18 protein-coding genes are annotated in these 15787 nt (G+C 73.5%); 12 read left to right on the top strand and 6 right to left on the bottom strand.

Annotated features, from left to right (window positions below):
- Nucleotides 1-69 precede the first annotated feature (69 nt).
- Complete coding sequence (nusA, locus tag N912_RS0113930; RefSeq protein WP_028922913.1) at nucleotides 70-1107, bottom strand: transcription termination factor NusA; 1038 nt, start codon at nucleotides 1105-1107, stop codon at nucleotides 70-72.
- The gene (rimP, locus tag N912_RS51755) at nucleotides 1104-1658 is read right to left on the bottom strand and encodes a ribosome maturation factor RimP (protein ID WP_037064357.1); all 555 of its coding nucleotides are present in this window, start codon (nucleotides 1656-1658) and stop codon (nucleotides 1104-1106) included. Before rimP ends, nusA begins: the two co-directional genes overlap by 4 nt.
- Before the next feature lie 221 nt (nucleotides 1659-1879).
- On the opposite strand from rimP, the gene N912_RS51750 reads away from it, so the two are divergent.
- Both N912_RS51750 and N912_RS0113915 read left to right on the top strand, forming a co-directional pair.
- The gene (locus N912_RS51750) at nucleotides 1880-2386 is read left to right on the top strand and encodes a hypothetical protein (protein ID WP_037064355.1); all 507 of its coding nucleotides are present in this window, start codon (nucleotides 1880-1882) and stop codon (nucleotides 2384-2386) included.
- Nucleotides 2383-3006: a ferritin-like domain-containing protein gene (locus N912_RS0113915; protein WP_084210860.1), complete on the top strand. Its 624-nt coding sequence runs from the start codon at nucleotides 2383-2385 to the stop codon at nucleotides 3004-3006. Before N912_RS51750 ends, N912_RS0113915 begins: the two co-directional genes overlap by 4 nt.
- A gap of 88 nt (nucleotides 3007-3094) precedes the next feature.
- Here N912_RS0113915 and N912_RS0113910 read toward each other — a convergent pair whose 3' ends face one another.
- Nucleotides 3095-4126, bottom strand: coding sequence for an aminotransferase class V-fold PLP-dependent enzyme (locus N912_RS0113910; protein ID WP_028922911.1), 1032 nt, complete (start codon nucleotides 4124-4126; stop codon nucleotides 3095-3097).
- Between the two features lie 74 nt (nucleotides 4127-4200).
- Between N912_RS0113910 and N912_RS0113905 the strand changes: the two genes are divergently transcribed.
- Both N912_RS0113905 and N912_RS0113900 read left to right on the top strand, forming a co-directional pair.
- Nucleotides 4201-4611, top strand: a complete 411-nt coding sequence (locus N912_RS0113905) for a secondary thiamine-phosphate synthase enzyme YjbQ (protein ID WP_028922910.1) — start codon at nucleotides 4201-4203, stop codon at nucleotides 4609-4611.
- A gap of 58 nt (nucleotides 4612-4669) precedes the next feature.
- Nucleotides 4670-5623 (top strand): DUF8017 domain-containing protein, encoded by a 954-nt coding sequence (locus N912_RS0113900; protein ID WP_483826443.1) that lies wholly within the window; start codon nucleotides 4670-4672, stop codon nucleotides 5621-5623.
- 3 nt (nucleotides 5624-5626) lie between these two features.
- On the opposite strand, the gene N912_RS0113895 is transcribed toward N912_RS0113900, so the two are convergent.
- The gene (locus N912_RS0113895; RefSeq protein WP_028922908.1) at nucleotides 5627-7378 is read right to left on the bottom strand and encodes a proline--tRNA ligase; all 1752 of its coding nucleotides are present in this window, start codon (nucleotides 7376-7378) and stop codon (nucleotides 5627-5629) included.
- A 57-nt stretch (nucleotides 7379-7435) separates the two neighbouring features.
- Here N912_RS0113895 and N912_RS0113890 point away from each other — a divergent pair, with 57 nt between their 5' ends.
- The 7 genes from N912_RS0113890 to N912_RS0113860 all read left to right on the top strand — a co-directional run bounded on the left by N912_RS0113890 (nucleotide 7436) and on the right by N912_RS0113860 (nucleotide 13633).
- Nucleotides 7436-7792 carry a VOC family protein gene (locus N912_RS0113890; protein ID WP_028922907.1) on the top strand — a complete coding sequence of 119 codons (357 nt, stop codon included), beginning with the start codon at nucleotides 7436-7438 and terminating at the stop codon, nucleotides 7790-7792.
- Between the two features lie 228 nt (nucleotides 7793-8020).
- The gene (locus N912_RS0113885; protein WP_028922906.1) at nucleotides 8021-8452 is read left to right on the top strand and encodes a MerR family transcriptional regulator; all 432 of its coding nucleotides are present in this window, start codon (nucleotides 8021-8023) and stop codon (nucleotides 8450-8452) included.
- A gap of 158 nt (nucleotides 8453-8610) precedes the next feature.
- Nucleotides 8611-9045, top strand: a complete 435-nt coding sequence (locus N912_RS0113880; protein ID WP_028922905.1) for a PPOX class F420-dependent oxidoreductase — start codon at nucleotides 8611-8613, stop codon at nucleotides 9043-9045.
- A 305-nt stretch (nucleotides 9046-9350) separates the two neighbouring features.
- Nucleotides 9351-10106, top strand: coding sequence for a peroxide stress protein YaaA (gene yaaA / locus N912_RS0113875; protein WP_028922904.1), 756 nt, complete (start codon nucleotides 9351-9353; stop codon nucleotides 10104-10106).
- Between the two features lie 14 nt (nucleotides 10107-10120).
- Nucleotides 10121-10849 (top strand): PIG-L deacetylase family protein, encoded by a 729-nt coding sequence (locus N912_RS0113870; protein ID WP_028922903.1) that lies wholly within the window; start codon nucleotides 10121-10123, stop codon nucleotides 10847-10849.
- A gap of 217 nt (nucleotides 10850-11066) precedes the next feature.
- Nucleotides 11067-12071 (top strand): serine protein kinase RIO, encoded by a 1005-nt coding sequence (locus tag N912_RS0113865; protein ID WP_028922902.1) that lies wholly within the window; start codon nucleotides 11067-11069, stop codon nucleotides 12069-12071.
- A gap of 191 nt (nucleotides 12072-12262) precedes the next feature.
- Nucleotides 12263-13633: an FAD-dependent oxidoreductase gene (locus tag N912_RS0113860; RefSeq protein ID WP_028922901.1), complete on the top strand. Its 1371-nt coding sequence runs from the start codon at nucleotides 12263-12265 to the stop codon at nucleotides 13631-13633.
- 4 nt (nucleotides 13634-13637) lie between these two features.
- Here N912_RS0113860 and N912_RS51745 read toward each other — a convergent pair whose 3' ends face one another.
- The gene (locus tag N912_RS51745; RefSeq protein WP_051580147.1) at nucleotides 13638-13979 is read right to left on the bottom strand and encodes a hypothetical protein; all 342 of its coding nucleotides are present in this window, start codon (nucleotides 13977-13979) and stop codon (nucleotides 13638-13640) included.
- Between the two features lie 76 nt (nucleotides 13980-14055).
- Complete coding sequence (locus N912_RS51740) at nucleotides 14056-14973, bottom strand: LysR family transcriptional regulator (RefSeq protein ID WP_037064351.1); 918 nt, start codon at nucleotides 14971-14973, stop codon at nucleotides 14056-14058.
- 72 nt (nucleotides 14974-15045) lie between these two features.
- Between N912_RS51740 and N912_RS0113845 the strand changes: the two genes are divergently transcribed.
- A complete protein-coding gene (locus N912_RS0113845; protein ID WP_028922900.1) occupies nucleotides 15046-15708 on the top strand; it encodes a type 1 glutamine amidotransferase domain-containing protein in 663 nt (220 codons plus the stop codon).
- The last annotated feature ends 79 nt before the right edge of the window (nucleotides 15709-15787 follow it).

Raw genomic sequence — 15787 nt, 5'->3', positions numbered from 1 at the left:
CAACGGCCCTCGGGCCGCGCGAATTCCGGCCCGGGCCGATCCGGGCCGCTTGTGCCTGATCACCGAGGTTTAGGCGATCGATCCGGTGGCGGGTGGATGCGGCACCGAGGTCGTCGGGTCGGCCACCGCCCTCGGGCCGGCGTCGCTGCGGATGTCGATCCGCCAGCCGGTCAGCCGGGCCGCCAACCTGGCGTTCTGTCCCTCCTTGCCGATCGCCAGCGACAGCTGGAAGTCGGGCACCACCACCCGGGCCGTCTTCGCCCTCGGGTCGAGAACTGTGACAGATACCACCTTGGCCGGTGACAGCGCGTTGCCGACGAACTCGGCCGGGTCGTCCGACCAGTCCACGATGTCGATCTTCTCACCGGCCAGCTCGCTCATCACGTTGCGCACCCGCTGGCCCATCGGGCCGATGCAGGCGCCCTTGGCGTTCACCGACGGGATCGTGGCCTTGACCGCGATCTTGGACCGGTGGCCCGCCTCCCTGGCCACCGCGCAGATCTCCACCGAGCCGTCCACCAGCTCGGGGACCTCCAGCGCGAACAGCCTGCGCACCAGGTTCGGGTGCGTCCGGGACAGGGTGATCTGGGTGCCCCGGCCGCCCCGGGAGACCCCGACCACGTAGCACCGGATCCGCTCGCCGTGCTCGTACCGCTCGCCGGGCACCTGCTCGGCCGCCGGGATCACCCCTTCGGTGGCCCCCAGCTGCACCACCACCACGCCGCGCGCGTTGGCCCGCACGTCACGCTGCACCACGCCCGCGACGATCTCGCCCTCCTTGGCGGAGAACTCGCCGTAGGTGCGCTCGTGCTCGGCGTCGCGCAGCCGCTGCAGGATGACCTGGCGGGCGGTGGTGGCCGCGATCCGGCCGAACCCCTCCGGCGTGTCGTCCCACTCCTGGACCAGCTGACCGTCCTCGGCCAGCTCCTGGGCGAACACCCGGACCAGACCGGTCTTGCGGTCGATGTCGATGCGCGCCTGCTGATGGTGGCCCTCGGTATGTTTGTAGGCGGTCAGCAGCGCGGTCTCGATGGCCTCGATCACCGTGTCGAACGGTATGTCCTTGTCGCGCTCGATGGCCCGCAGCGCGGCGATGTCGACGTTCACTTCTGTTCCTCCGCAACTTCCCCGCCGCCGTCTCGGTCGCCCTCGTGTGCGTCACCGGTCAGCGCCCGCAGCTCGGCCGCCGGCGGCTGCCGAAACTCGACAACCACCGAGGCCCGGTCCACGTCGGCGTAGCGCACCTCGCGCAGGACCCCGTCGACCAGGAGCTGGACCGCGTCCTCACCGGCGTCGCCCACTCGACCGGTGATCTTGTCAGCATCCCGCAGCGACACCTCGACCAGGCGCAGGTGAGCCCGCCGCCAGTGCCGTTGCGCGGTCAGCGGCCGATCCACCCCGGGCGAGGTCACCTCGAGGGTGTACGGCCCGCCGAGCACCTCGTCGTGCTGGTCCAGCTCGGCGCCGACGCGCCGGCTGAGCGTGGCGATGTCGTCCAGCCCGACTCCCGAGTCGGCATCGACCACCACGCGCACCAGCTTGCGGCGCCCCGCCGGCCGGATGTCGATCTCCTCGAGGTCGAAGCCGACCGAGGCCACCGCGCGCTCCACGGCGGGACGCACCGCCGCGCAGAGCTGCTCGGTCTGGGGACGGGCCATTCGGTCGACTCCTCGGTCTCGGATCCTCTGCTGATCTCCCGGTTTCGCTTCGGCCTTGCCTGGGACGTCGAGCTCCGCACGGGCCGCCCGCGACCGAGGGTTCGGCCAGTGAGCGGGGTCTCAGGGTATCGCGCCGAAGGACCAGGACTGGCGTACCTGGCGCGCGCGTTCGCCCATGCACGCTCCGGCCGTGTGAGGCGCGCCTGGCAGGATCACCGGACGTGGCCGTTCCCGAGCATCCGCGCCCGCCCGGTGCCGGGCTGCCCCGCCGCCCCGTCCTGCTCGCCGTGGCCGCGTCCGTGATCGGCGCGGCGACCGTCTCGGCGACGGGACTGCTGGCCGGGTGTGGCCGGAGCGAACCGGACCCGCTGACGGCGTTGGCCGCGCGGGCCAGGGCGGACGCCGCGATGCTCGACGCGCTGCGGGCCGACCCGGCGCTCGGGGCGCAGCTGTCCGCCCGGCTCGCTCCGGTGGCCGACGCCCGCCGCCAACACGCCCAGGCGCTGGGCGTCGAGCTGGGCGAGACCGCCAACCCGGCTCCCCCGCCCGCCGCCCAGGGACCGCCGCCGTCCCAGGACGCCAAGCAGGCGTTGTCCCGGGTACGTACGGCGCTGGACGACGCCCGCCGCGAGGCCGCCGCCGCCGTGCCCCGGCTGCCCCGCCGGCAGGCCGGGCTGGTCGGCTCGATCGCCGCCTGCTGTGCCGCCTACCGCGAGGTTCTCGGATGAGCAGCCCCACCCCGGAGCCGCCCGGCGACGACCGCCGAGACCTCCCCCGAAGCGGGCGCGCCGGCCCGTCCGCCCAGGGCACCCCGGCCCCCACCCCGGAGCCGAACGCGGCACCGGCGGCGGGAGACTCCCCCGCGCCGAGGATCCCGCCCGCCTCCCCCGCCCCGGCCAGCGGTCCCCCGAGGCCGGACCCGGAGACCACCGCCGCCGTGCAGACCGCGCTGGGCGCCGAGCACGCGGCGGTCTGGTGCTACGGCCTGATCGGGGCGTTCCTGGGCAGCAACATGGACCGCCGGCTGCGCGAGGACCTGACCACCCACCGGGCGCGCCGCGACACCACCATCCGGGTGCTCACCGACTCCGGCGTCCGCCCGGCGCCCGCCGAGCCCGCCTACCGGGTCCCGGCGCCGGTGACCGACCAGCCGTCCGCGATGCGGCTCGCGGTCACCGCCGAGTCCGACGCGGCGACGGCCTGGCGCTCGGTCCTGGAGCGCTGCGACGACCCCGGGCTGCGGCACATGGCGCTCGACGCGCTGGTCGACGCGGCGGTACGCGGCGCCCGCTGGTCAGCCCAACTGGACACCAAGCCGGTGGTACCCCCCTTCCCCGGAGCCCCGTAGCTCACCGGGCGCCGCATGGCTTGTTGGCGCGTCGCACATGGTGCGGGGTGTGCGGCGCCACAGGTAGGTACGCGGCGGCTGATACTCCTCAGCCACGCAGGGCGCTCAGGGCGCGGCGCACGTCGGCCTCCGTGTTGTACAGGTGGAACGCCAGCCGGGCCGCGCCTCGGCGGGCACTGACCACCACGCCGGCGTCGGTCAGCCGCTCCACCGCGTCCGGCCGGTCCACCACCGTGATCGCCGAGTCGCCCGGCGGCTCGCCCAGCTCGGCGCGCAGCTCGTTGGCCAGCCCGACGCAGTGCGCCCTGACCTTGTCCAGGTCCAGCGAGGCCAGCCAGGGCAGCGCGGCCGCCGCCCCGACGTGGCACAGCCAGGCCGGCGAGGTGTCCAGCCGCCGCGCGTCGGTGGCCAGGCGCGCCGGCAGCCCGTAGGTGCTCCCCCACGGCTGCTCGCCCGCGTACCAGCCGGCGTTGTTCGGCGTCAGCTCGGCCCGCAGCCGCTCGGACACCGCCATCCAGGCCGCGCCGCGCGGTGAGAGCAGCCACTTGTACCCGGCGGCGACCACGGCGTCCGCCCATCCCACCGACAGCGGCAGCCACCCCACCGCCTGGGTGACGTCCAGCAGCACCCGGGTGCCCGCGCGGGAGGCCGCGTCGCGCAGCGCGTCGAGGTCGAGCACGGCGCCGTCGGCGGACTGCACGGCGCTGACCGCGACCATGTCCGCCCCGACGGCGGCGGCCGGGACCTCGGACAGCTCGACCTCGGTGACCGTGACGCCCCGGCCGGCCTGCGCGGCGAACGGGAAGGTGACGCTGGTGAACTCGCCCCTGGCCACCACCACGGTGGCGCCGTCGGCCAGGTTGGCGGCGACCAGCCCGGCCAGTGCGGACACCGCCGAGCCGATCGCCACCCGCTCGACACCGACCCCGACCAGCTCGGCGAACGCGGCCCTGGCCACCGCGACCGGCTCGTCGAAGTCGTGCGAGCGCCCGGCCCCGACCCGCCACTGCCGCACCGCCTGCGCCACCGCCTCCGCGACCGCCACCGGGGGCATGCCGATGCTCGCGGTGTTGAGGTACCCGTCGGGCACGTCGAATTGCTGTCCGAATGCCGAGCGCATGGCGGTGAGCCTAGAACGGCGCGCCGCCGCCCACCGACCCTGAGCGCAACGCCCGGCGGGGTAGCGTCGCGAGTGTGCACAGCGAGGAGTTCGAGGTCCGCACCGGCAACCGGGAGGCCGTCGTCGACCTCACCGACCGGGTGACGGCGTTCCTGGGCGAGCACGCCGGCGCCGACGGTCTGCTGCACGCCTGGGTGCCGCACGCCACCGCCGGCCTGGCCGTCATCGAGACCGGCGCCGGCAGCGAGGAGGACCTGCTGGCCGCGCTGCGCTCGCTGCTGCCCGCCGACGACAGGTGGACGCACCGCCACGGCAGCCCTGGGCACGGCCGCGACCACGTGCTACCCGCGCTGGTCGCGCCGTCGATGAGCGTGCCGGTGCTGGCCGGCCGGCCGGCGTGGGGCACCTGGCAGTCGCTGTGCCTGATCGACACGAATGTCGACAACGGGACCCGAACCGTGCGGCTCTCCTTCCTGCCGGCCTGAGATTTCTCCGAACCGCCTCCCGGCACCGCGGCCGGCCGATACCGTGCCGTCCGTGACGATGCCGAGGCCGTCTCAGCGCCCCGCTCGCGGCATCGACCCGTTCGCGGGTCCGCCCCGGCCGATGCCGCACCCGAAGGGCCTGGTCGCCACCGGGTTCGGGCCGGCCACGCCCAGCTACGGCGAGCCCACCGGCTTCCCGCTGCTCGGCACGCCCGCCGGCCCCACCCACCCGGGCGCCCGGCGCGACCCGGCCGCGCTGATCGCCCCGGTACAACGGGTCACCGAGCCGCCGGCCGGCCTGGACCCGCCGCCGGAACCCTGGACCCCGGGCCCGGCCACCGCCGCGCGCCGCTGGCCGCTCCGGGTGATGATCGCGCTCGGTGTGGTGATGCTGCTGGGCGCGGTCGGGGCGGTGCTGGTGGCTCGCCAGCAGGCGGGCGGCGACGCGGACGGGCAGCTGATCAGGGCCAGCGGGCTGAGCTACCGGGTGCCGACGGACTGGACGCCCGGCCCGGGCCGGCCGGAGACCTCGACGAACGGCGTCGCGCTGGACGGGGTGGCCACCTCGGCGCGCTACTCCTGTGGCGGCCACGCCCGGGTCAGGGCCACCGTCGGCGCCGCCTTCCTGGTCCGCCGCGACGGCGTGGACGCCCGCACCGAGGACGCCGCGCGCGACTTCGGGCCGCTGTTCGCCAAGAGCTTCTACGGCGCGGGCTCGGCGGCCACCGGGAGCGCCCCGACCCCGATCACTGTCGGCTCGCTCAGCGGCTCGGCCTCGCTGGTCACCGTGCGCTCCTCGGCCACCGACGGCTGCCCCGGGCTGCGCGGGCAGATCCGGGTGCTCGCGCTGCCCTCGTCCAGGGTCGGCGAGGCGGGCGGGCGCGGCGTGCTCATGCTCGTGGTCCAGCACGACGCCGAGGGCGGCGGGCCGGGCGCGCCGGTGCCGGTGACCGACCGGATGGTGACCGAGATCCTCGGCAGCGTCGAGGTGACCGAGGTGGCCGGGCGCTGAGCGTCAGCCGCGGACCAGCTCGGTCAGGTGGGCCACGGCGGTGTCCACCGGGACCTCGACCCGCTCGCCGGTGCGCCGGTCCTTGACCTCGATCACGCCGTTGGCCAGGCCCCGCCCGACCACCACGATGGTCGGCACCCCGATCAGCTCGGCGTCGGCGAACTTCACCCCGGGGGTGGCGCCGCGGTCGTCCAGCAGCACGTTCACGCCGGCCGCGTCCAGGTCGGCTGCCAGCTTCTCCCCGCCGGCCCGGATCTCGTCGGACTTGCCGGCGATCACCACGTGCACGTCCGCCGGGGCCACCTCGCGGGGCCAGATCAGCCCGTCGGCGTCGTGCGACTGCTCGGCGATCGCGGCGACCAGCCGGGACACCCCGACGCCGTAGGAGCCCTGGGTGATCCGGATCGGCTTGCCGTCCTGGCCGAGCGCGTCCACCTCGAACGCGTTGGTGTACTTGCGGCCGAGCTGGAAGATGTGCCCGATCTCGATGCCCCTGGCCGCGACCAGCGTGCCGGTGCCGTCCGGGGACGGGTCGCCGGCGCGCACCTCGGCGGCCTCGATCGTCCCGTCCGGGGTGAAGTCGCGCCCGCACACCAGGTCGATCACGTGGTGGTCCGGCTTGTCCGCGCCGGTCACCCACGCCGTGCCGCGCACGATCCGGGGGTCGACCAGGTAGCGCACGCCGTTGCCGGCCAGCGCGCCGGGGCCGATGTAGCCCTTGGTCAGGAAGCTGTGCGCGGCGAAGTCGGCGTCGTCGAGCAGCGCCACCTCGTCCGGCGCGACCGACGCCTCCAGCCGCTTCATGTCCACCTCGCGGTCGCCGGGCACCCCGACGCCGAGCAGCTTCCACTCCGTCGAGCCCGGCGCGCGGGTCTTGACCAGCACGTTCTTCAGCGTGTCGGCGGCGGTGAAGGTCCGGCCGCCGAGCTGTTGCCGGTTCAGGAAGTCGACGAGCGTCTCGATGGTCGGCGTGTCCGGGGTGTGGTGCACCACGGCGGCCGGCTTGTCCTCGATGGGCTGCTCCGGGGGCGCCGGCGTGGTGACCGCCTCCACGTTGGCCGCGTAGTCCGACCCGGTGCTGCGCACGAAGGTGTCCTCGCCGGTCTCCGACTCGGCCAGGAACTCCTCGGACGCCGAGCCGCCCATGGCGCCGGACATCGCGGACACGATGACGTACTTCAGCCCGAGCCTGTCGAACAGCTTGATGTAGGCGCCCCGGTGCAGGTTGTACGAGTCCACCAGCCCCTGGTCCGAGAGGTCGAAGGAGTAGGAGTCCTTCATGACGAACTCCCTGGCGCGCAGGATGCCGGCGCGCGGGCGCTCCTCGTCCCGGTACTTGATCTGGACCTGGTAGAGGATCACCGGAAAGTCCCGGTACGAGCTGTACTCGCCCTTCACGGTGAGCGCGAACAGCTCCTCGTGGGTGGGTCCGAGCAGATAGTCGGCGCCCTTGCGGTCCTTGAGCCGGAACAGGTTCGGCCCGTACTCGGTCCACCGGCTGGTGGCCTCGTAGGGCTCGCGGGGCAGCAGCGCGGGGAACCGGATCTCCTGGCCGCCGATGGCGTCCATCTCCTCGCGCACCACCCGCTCGATGTTGGCCAGCACGCGCAGGCCCAGCGGCAGCCAGGAGTAGACCCCCGGGGCTATCCGCCGGACGTAGCCGGCGCGCACGAGCAACCGGTGGCTGGGCACCTCGGCGTCGGCGGGGTCGTCGCGCAGGGTGCGCAGGAACAGCGAGGACATCCTGGTGAACACCCGTGGAAGCGTAGCGATGACAGGGTTCTGTCGGTCCGCCCGGTTACTGTCCGGCGCATGGGAATCAGAATGGGCATGGTCACCATCGACTGTGCGGACCCTCAGAAGCTGGCGGCGTTCTGGTCGGCGGCGGTGGACACGGCGGTCGCGCAGGACTGGGGCGAGTTCGTGATGCTGGCCCCGGCCGGCGAGGGGCAGGTCAGGCTGGCCTTCCAGAAGGTGCCGGAGCCGAAGGTCGGCAAGAACCGGGTGCACGTCGACTTCGAGACGAACGACCGGGTGGCCGAGGTGGAGCGGCTGGTGTCGCTCGGGGCGAGCGTCGCATACGACCAGGTCGGCGTGGTGCCGGGGCTGGACTGGACGACGCTGGCCGACCCGGAAGGGAACGTGTTCTGCGTCGGTCAGGCGCACTGACGGCGGCGTCGGCGCGGCGGGGGGCCGCGCTGTGTCTCATCGGGACCAGGCCTCGATGAGTCGCTGGGAGCTGGTGACGATCCCGTAGCAGGTCGCGAGTCCACCACCAGCACGGCGGACGCGGTCGCCGGAGCGATCGAGCGGAGGTGCCGCTCGCGCGCGGACTCGTCAAGGGTGTCCATGCTCCGAGCATTGCCGCTCAACCCAGGTTGAGTTCAAACTGAGCACATGGCCACAGCGCCGGCCGACGGCGACATGAGCATCCGCGAGCTCGCCGATCGGCTTGGACTACCGCTGTCGACGCTGCACTACTGGGAGCGTCGCGGGCTGGTCAGCGCACGACGCCGCGGCGGCCAGCGCCGCTACGACGCCGCGCAGTGTCATCGCGTCGCGTTGATCCAGATGTGGCAGGCCACCGGGCAGATGAGCTTGAACGAGATCGAACGTGTGCTGCGCGGCCGCACCGAGACCACCGACTGGCGAGCGGTCGTGTCCGGACGAATCGACGAGATCGAAGCCCAGCTCGAACGGCTGCGCACGGCGCGGAACTACCTCGAGCACATGCGGGACTGCCCCCATGACAACCCCGCCCTGGACTGCGCCAACCTCAAGATGCAGACGCGAAAGCACCTCAACGGCAAGTCGGTCCCGGGTACGTGAAACACCCCGGCCCGGGCACGTTCTGCTGCTAGCATCGCACCCGGAACTCCGAATCCCGCATCCGAGAAGTACGTCGCAGGATGGACGGCGGGACCCTGGTCGATCCGGGGAGGAGGTGGCGACAGGTTCACAACGTCCCCCTACCGTAGGAGTCCCCCATGTCCTTCACCGCGGCTGAGATCATCTACCTGGCCTCCCAGCGGCTGGGCCGAATTGCCACGGTTCACCCTGACGGCACCCTTCAGGTCAGCCCGGTCTGCTACACGTTCGACCCTGGCACCGGCTGCTTCGACGTGGCCGGCATCAGCATGGCCACCAGCAGGAAGTTCCACAACGTCGCCGACAACGGGCGGGTGGCCTTCGTCGTCGACGACCTCGCCTCGGTCGACCCGTGGCGAGTGCGCTGTGTCGAGATCCGAGGGCATGCCGAGGCGATCAAGGCGTCCGCCGAACCGGGCGGCAGGTACGACGGAGCCATCATCCGCATCCACCCCGAGCGGATCATCAGCTTCGGGATCGACGACGACCGCGACCCACACGAGCTCACCGTGCACAGCCGCAGTGTCGTCGGCACGGCGGAACCCAGCCCCTGAACCAGGGACGCCGGACTTGTGCCGCGCCGGTCAGGCGCACTAGCGCCGTGTAAACGAGGTCGTCTTACCCGCCTTCGGCGCCCAGGCGGCGCCCCGTCCCCGGGGTGCGGGGTGTCCCCGCAAGGCACAGCGTCGTCGACCGAAGGTCGTCGCCCCCGATACAAACCCGGTATCGGGGACTCCGAATCAGACACAGCCTTGCGGTTGCCCGGGTGCGGGTGTCCCGCAGGGACACAGCACCTGGATCACCGAATCCGGGCAAGGAACCTCATTTACACGACGCTATCTGTTGTAGCGTCGCGCCCGTGTTGATCCTGCTGCCGCCCTCGGAGACCAAGAGCGACGGCGGTGACGGGCCGCCGCTGGAGCTGGATCGGTTGTCCTTCCCCGGCCTCAACCCGGCGCGCAAGGAGCTGGCCGGCGAGCTGGTGGCGCTGGCCGCCGACGTGCCGGCCAGCCGGGCCGCGCTGGGGTTGTCCGAACGGCAGGACGACGAGATCGCGCGCAACGCCGCGCTCTGGTCCGCGCCGACCGCGCCCGCGCTGCGCCGCTACACCGGCGTGCTCTACGACGCGCTGGACGCCGGGTCGCTGCGGGGCGCGGCGGCGGCCCGAGCGGGCGAGCGGCTGGTGGTCGGGTCGGCGCTGTTCGGGCTGCTGCGCGCCGCCGACCCGGTGCCGGCGTACCGGCTCTCGGCGGGGTCGTCGCTGCCCGGGCGCGGGACGCTCGCCGCGTTCTGGCGCCCGGCGCTGGAGCCGGTGCTCGCCGGGTTGGACGGGCTGGTGGTGGACCTGCGCTCGGGCGGCTACACCGGGCTGGGCCGGGTGCCCGGCGCGGTCACCGTGCGGGTGTTGAGCGAACGGCCGGACGGCACCCGGACCGTGGTCAGCCACTTCAACAAGGCCGCCAAGGGGCGGCTGGCGCGGCTGCTGGCGGGCAGCAGGGCGGAGCCGAACGACCTGCCCGGCCTGCTGCGGGTGATCCGCCGGGCCGGGCTGGCGATCGAACGTGGTGCCACCGCGAACGAGCTGGACCTCATCGTGCCCGACCCCGCCGGTTGAGAACGGAGACCCCCATGCCGGACACGCTGTTGCCGATGCCCGAGGACTGGCACCGGGCGCTCGCCGTGGTCGCGCACCCCGACGACCTCGAGTGGGGCTGCGCGGGCGCCATCGCGGGCTGGACCGCCGCCGGCAAGGAGGTGGCCTACGTGCTGGTCACCCGGGGTGAGGCGGGCATCGACGGGATGCCGCCGGAGCAGGCGGGGCCGCTGCGGGAGGCCGAGGAGCGCGCGGCGGCCGCCCAGGTCGGGGTGCACAGCGTGGAGTTCCTGGGCCACCGCGACGGCGTCATCGAGTACGGCATCGCGCTGCGCCGCGAGATCGCACTGGCCATCCGCCGCCACCGGCCGGAGCTGGTGATCACCCAGAACCACCACGACTACTGGCGGCCGGGCACCTGGAACACCCCCGACCACAAGGCGGTCGGCCGCGCCACCGTGGACGCGGCCGCCGACGCCGGCAACCGCTGGATCTTCCCGCCGGCCGACGGCGAACCCGAGCCGTGGCAGGGCGTGCGCTGGGTGGCGATCCACGCCTCCCAGCTGGCCAGCCACGCCGTGGACGTCTCGGGGCGGCGCGAGCAGGCCATCGCCTCACTGGCCGCGCACGCCGCGTACCTGCGCGCGCTGTCCGACACGCCGCCGGCGCAGCGGGCCGCCGAGCTGGTCGACGACATGGCGGCGACCGATCCGGCGGTGTTCGGCGGCCGACCGCACTGCGCGTTCGAGCTGATCACTGTGTGAGGTCGTGAGAAAACTCGGTTGCCGGCGGGAGCGGAGTACGGCACGGTGAGGCCCGATCAGAACCGGAGCCGGTCGGCCGGCGGAGCGAAGGAGGAGGTGGACCGCATGGCGATGACTGCCGCCCAGGACGTGGTCCGCCCCCGTCCCTCGGCCCCGCCCGGATAGCCGTCGCGCACACCGGTGGGGCTGCCCTTCCCTGGTCAGGAGACCCCAACCGGTGCGATCGCACGACTACTTCTCCGATTTCTCTGACGACAACTACCCCGATGACGACTACCCGGGCGTCCATCGCGGCGGCCGGCGCTCGACCCGGCGCCGCCGGGCCCGGTTCGACGACGAGCGCGAGCCCGCCCGCCCGAGCCAGCCCACGCCCGCGCCCGCTGAAGCGCCCTCGCTGATCTGGCGCCGCGAGGACGAGGCCGACTCCGCGCCGCCCGAGGGCGGGAGCTGGTCGAGCTGGGACGGCTCCGAGCACGGCCCCACCCCGTACCCGCCGTGGCTGGTCACCGACCACAGCGCGGTGGATACCGAGCTGGGCGTGCTCAAGTCCGGCAAGGAGGCGGACGTCCACCTGGTCCGCCGCGAGCTGCCCGGCACCGACCGGAGCTGCCTGCTCGCCGCCAAGCGCTACCGGCCGCCCGAGCACCGGATGTTCCACCGCGACGCCGGCTACCTGGAGGGCAGGCGGGTGCGCCGGTCCCGGGAGATGCGGGCGATGGCCGGGCGCACGGCGTTCGGCCGGTCGCTGATCGCCGACCAGTGGGCCGCCGCCGAGTTCGGCGCGTTGAGCCGGCTGTGGTCGATCGGTGCCCCGGTGCCGTATCCCGCGCAGTGGAACGGGCGCGAGGTGATGCTGGAGTTCCTCGGCGACCCGGACGGCACCGCCGCGCCCCGGCTGGCCCAGCTGCGGCCCGACCCGGAGCTGCTGGCCGAGCTGTGGCGGCAGCTCACCGAGGCGATGCTGCTGCTCGCCCGCGCCGGCCTGACCCACGGCGACCTGTCCGCGTACAACCTGTTGGTGCACGGCGAGCGGCTGGTGCTCATCGACCTGCCGCAGGTGGTCGACCTGGTGGGCAACCCGAGCGGCGACGAGTTCCTGGGCCGTGACGTCCACAACATCACCGCCTGGTTCGAGGCGCGCGGGCTGCCGGCCCGCCTCCTCGACCCGGAGGCGCTGTTCGCCCGGCTGGTCGCCGAGGCGTTCGGCACCTCCGCCGGCTGACACTGGTTGACACTGGTTGACACTGGTTGACACTGCGTGACACCGCCGGCACCGACCGTTTGGCCCGCCCGGTCCGACCACCGGGCGGGCCAACGGGCCGGCCGAGGCCGAACCTGGCAGGGTGGGGGGTGAGCCACCACCGGCCGGGCCGCCCGGCCGCTCAACCGTGTTGACGCAGGATGTGATCGTCAATGGCTGCAGCCGAGGCCCCGTTGAACGTCGCCATCGTGGGCTCCGGACCGTCCGGCTTCTATGCGGCCGGCGCGCTGCTCGACCGCGCCGACCTCGACGTCCGGGTGGACATGTACGAGCGCCTGGCCACCCCGTGGGGCCTGGTCAGGGCCGGCGTGGCACCCGACCATCCGAAGATCAAGTCGGTGTCCTCGGTGTACGCGAAGATCGCCGCCGAGGAGTCGTTCCGGTTCTTCGGCAACGTCGACGTCGGCACCGACGTGACCCGCGAGGAGCTCGCGGAGCGCTACGACGCGGTGATCTACGCCGTGGGCACCCCCACCGACCGCAAGCTGGGCATCCCCGGCGAGGAGCTGCCGGGCAGCGTGGCCGCCGTGGACTTCGTGGGCTGGTACAACGGCCACCCCGACTTCGCCGACCACACCTTCGACCTGAACACCTCGCGCGCGGTGGTGATCGGCAACGGCAACGTCGCGCTGGACGTGGCCCGCATCCTGTGCTCGCCGCCGGACCGGCTGGCGGCCACCGACATCGCCGACCACGCGCTGGACGCGCTGCGGGCCAGCGGCATCAAGGAGGTGCTGGTGGTCGGCCGGCGCGGCCCGGCGCAGGCCGCGTTCACCACCCCCGAGCTCAAGGAGCTGCCCGAGTTCACCGAGTCCGGGGTGGACATCGACCCCGACCAGGTCGCCGAGGTGCCCGACGAGGACGGCCTGTCCCGGGTCGCCAAGCGGAACCTGGCGGTGCTGCGCGGGTACGCCGAGGACGCCGAGGCGTACGGCGAGCGGCACATCACCATGCGGTTCCAGCGCTCCCCCGTCGAGATCCGGGGCAACGGCAAGGTCGAGGAGATCGTCCTCGGCCACAACGAGCTGCGGGTCGGCGAGGACGGCTGGGTCAGCGCGCACGACACCGGGCACCGCGAGTCGGTGCCGACCGGGCTGGTGCTGCGCGCGGTCGGGTACCGGGGGCTGCCGATCGCCGGGCTGCCCTTCGACGAGCGCCGGGGCGTCATCCCGAACGAGCGCGGCAAGGTCGAGGGCGCCGAGCGGGAGTACGTGGTCGGCTGGATCAAGCGCGGGCCGACCGGCATCATCGGCACGAACAAGAAGGACGCGGTGGAGACCGTCACCCGGCTGCTGGAGGACCTCGCGGACGGGTCGCTGCGCCGCCACGACCGGGACGGCACCCTCGACATCGAGTCCTGGCTGGCCGAGCGGCAGCCCGAGCTGGTCACCGAGAGCGGCTGGCAGCTGATCGACCAGGCCGAACGCACAGCGGGCGAGCCGGCCGGGCGCCCGAGGGTGAAGCTGTGCCGCACCGAGGCGCTGCTCGACGTCGCGCTCAGCCGTACCCGCGCGGACGCCTGAGCCGTCACGTCGTGGACCTCGGCAGCAGCGCGTACCCCGGCACCATCTGCTCGCGCCACCACACCGTGGCCTCCCGGCCGTCCGCGTAGTGCACCTCGTAGTTGACCACGCCCACCCAGTCGCCGCGCGAGCTGCGCCGCCACTCGGACAGGAACCCCTTGGCCCGGCCGGTCAGGTCCAGCCCGTCGACGACGGTGCGCGCCAGCGTCGGGTCGTGCCGGACCACCTCCTCCAGCAGCACCCACACCGGCCGCACCGGGGGGACCTCGGCCGGCGCCCCGTGGCCCGCGATGGCCGGCGGCCGGGGCGGCTGCCAGTTGTCTAATCGCTCCTTGCTCGAACACATGTTCGATAGTATCTGTTATTGCGCAGCCTGATCGCCACTTTGCGGTGTGGTGTGCACAAGTGTGCCGAGGATGGGCTCACCAGGTGCGGGCGGCGGCGAGGAGGGTGTCGCGGACCGTGGTGATGGCGCGGTGCTCGGCGACGGCCGGGCGACAGGTCAGGTAGAGGGTGTTGAGGGGCGGGAGCTCGGGGCTGGCCACGGCGCGCAAGGAGCCGTCGCGCAGGCCGGCGGCGACCAGGTAACGGGGCAGCACTGTCGCGCCGGCGCCGGCGCGCACGGCGGTGAGCAGGGCGCGCAGGTCGGCGGCGACCACGTCGGGCGTGCGGGTCAACCTGGTCTGGAACACCGTGCGCCAGTACCGGCGCAGGATCGGCGCCTCGGCCCCGTAGGCCAACAGCGGCACGTCGCGCAGGGACCGCGGCCCTATGACGTCCGGGTCCGCGCCCGGCGTCGCACGGTTGGCCTCCATCACCCGGGAGGCCCACGACGGACTGGCCACCAGGACGAACTCCTCGTCGCACAGGGGCTGGGCGACGACGCCCCGCCGGCGCGGCCGGACCGTGCAGATGGCCAGGTCGATCCGGCCGACGGCCACCGCGTCGAGCAACTCGGTGGGCAGCCCGAACGTCACCTCCAGCCGCATCCCGCCGGCGACGAGGTCGGCGAGCGCGGGGATGGCCAGCTCGCCGAGCATCTCGGCCGGGCCGCCGAGACGCACCACGCTGGGGAAGCGGTCGGCCACCGGCAGCACCGACTCCAGGGCGTCCAGCGGCCGGGCCACCCGCTCGGCCAGCTCGTCGGCAACTGTCGTGGGCGCCGCGCCCCTGGCGTGCCGGTTGAACAGCTGGCGCCCCAGGTGGTTCTCCAGCGAGTGGATGTGCGCGGTGACGGTGGGCTGGGCGACGCCGAGCAACAAGGCGGCCGACGTGATCGAGCCGGTGCGGTACACCGCGAGAAAGCTGCGCAACAGGTCCAGGCTCGGTACGGCGGACACATCAGGAATCCTATGTCAGCACTCGTGGAGTCCTATTGGATCTCGATGTGCCGCTCGCGGCAGCATGGCGTCATGACACGAGTTCTGATCGCCCTGACCAGCCACGAGAAGCTCGGCGAGACCGGCGAGGCGACCGGTTATCACGCCGGCGAAGCCGCCATCCCGTGGCAGGTCTTCACCGACGCCGGCCTCACCGTGGAGTTCGTCGCGGTGTCCGGCGGCACGCCGCCGGTGACCAGCCGGGACGACAACGACCCGGTGCAGCGGCGCTACTTCGCGCATGCCGCGCCGACCGACGCCCCGAAGCCGGGCGAGGTGAGCCCGGCCGACTACGCCGCGATCTTCTTCGCCGGCGGCCACGGCACCATGTGGGACTTCCCGCACAGCGCCGAGCTGGCCCGGCTTACCGCCGACATCTACCAGGCGGGTGGCATCGTCGGCGCGGTCTGCCACGGACCCGCCGCGCTGGTCAACGTGACGCTCGCGGACGGCTCCCACCTGGTCACCGGGAAACGGGTGGCCGCCTTCACCAACGCCGAGGAGCAAGCGGTGGGCGCGACCGGCGTGGTGCCGTTCTCGCTGGCCGACGAGCTGGTCGCGCGCGGTGCGGAGCACGTGCCGGGACCGGACTTCGCCGAGCGGGTGATCAGCGACGGCCGCCTGGTCACCGGGCAGAACCCGGCCTCCGCGAGGGGCGTCGCGGAGCGGATGGTGGCGGCCCTCGCGGCCCGCTGAGCAGCGCACCCATCCCGGTTGCCACCACCGTGCCACGGCGGCGACACGGTGGTGGCAACCGGCGCCTGTCGTCACACCG

Origin of the sequence: Actinospineispora acaciae DSM 45401, from assembly GCF_000620785.1 — a bacterium.
Taxonomy (GTDB): domain Bacteria; phylum Actinomycetota; class Actinomycetes; order Mycobacteriales; family Pseudonocardiaceae; genus Pseudonocardia; species Pseudonocardia acaciae.
The sequence above is the reverse complement of the archived record's forward strand: the minus strand, read 5'-3'. Positions and strand labels throughout refer to the sequence as shown.

Excerpts from the sequence above, each read along its gene's own strand:
- rimP (WP_037064357.1), bottom strand. The coding sequence starts at position 1,658 with ATGGCCCGTCCCCAGACCGAGCAGCTCTGCGCGGCGGTGCGTCCCGCC.
- N912_RS0113915 (WP_084210860.1), top strand. The coding sequence starts at position 2,383 with ATGAGCAGCCCCACCCCGGAGCCGCCCGGCGACGACCGCCGAGACCTC.
- N912_RS0113910 (WP_028922911.1), bottom strand. The coding sequence starts at position 4,126 with ATGCGCTCGGCATTCGGACAGCAATTCGACGTGCCCGACGGGTACCTC.
- N912_RS0113900 (WP_483826443.1), top strand. The coding sequence starts at position 4,670 with ATGCCGAGGCCGTCTCAGCGCCCCGCTCGCGGCATCGACCCGTTCGCG.
- N912_RS0113890 (WP_028922907.1), top strand. The coding sequence starts at position 7,436 with ATGGGAATCAGAATGGGCATGGTCACCATCGACTGTGCGGACCCTCAG.
- N912_RS0113885 (WP_028922906.1), top strand. The coding sequence starts at position 8,021 with ATGGCCACAGCGCCGGCCGACGGCGACATGAGCATCCGCGAGCTCGCC.
- N912_RS0113880 (WP_028922905.1), top strand. The coding sequence starts at position 8,611 with ATGTCCTTCACCGCGGCTGAGATCATCTACCTGGCCTCCCAGCGGCTG.
- N912_RS0113870 (WP_028922903.1), top strand. The coding sequence starts at position 10,121 with ATGCCGGACACGCTGTTGCCGATGCCCGAGGACTGGCACCGGGCGCTC.
- N912_RS0113860 (WP_028922901.1), top strand. The coding sequence starts at position 12,263 with ATGGCTGCAGCCGAGGCCCCGTTGAACGTCGCCATCGTGGGCTCCGGA.
- N912_RS51745 (WP_051580147.1), bottom strand. The coding sequence starts at position 13,979 with ATGTGTTCGAGCAAGGAGCGATTAGACAACTGGCAGCCGCCCCGGCCG.
- N912_RS0113845 (WP_028922900.1), top strand. The coding sequence starts at position 15,046 with ATGACACGAGTTCTGATCGCCCTGACCAGCCACGAGAAGCTCGGCGAG.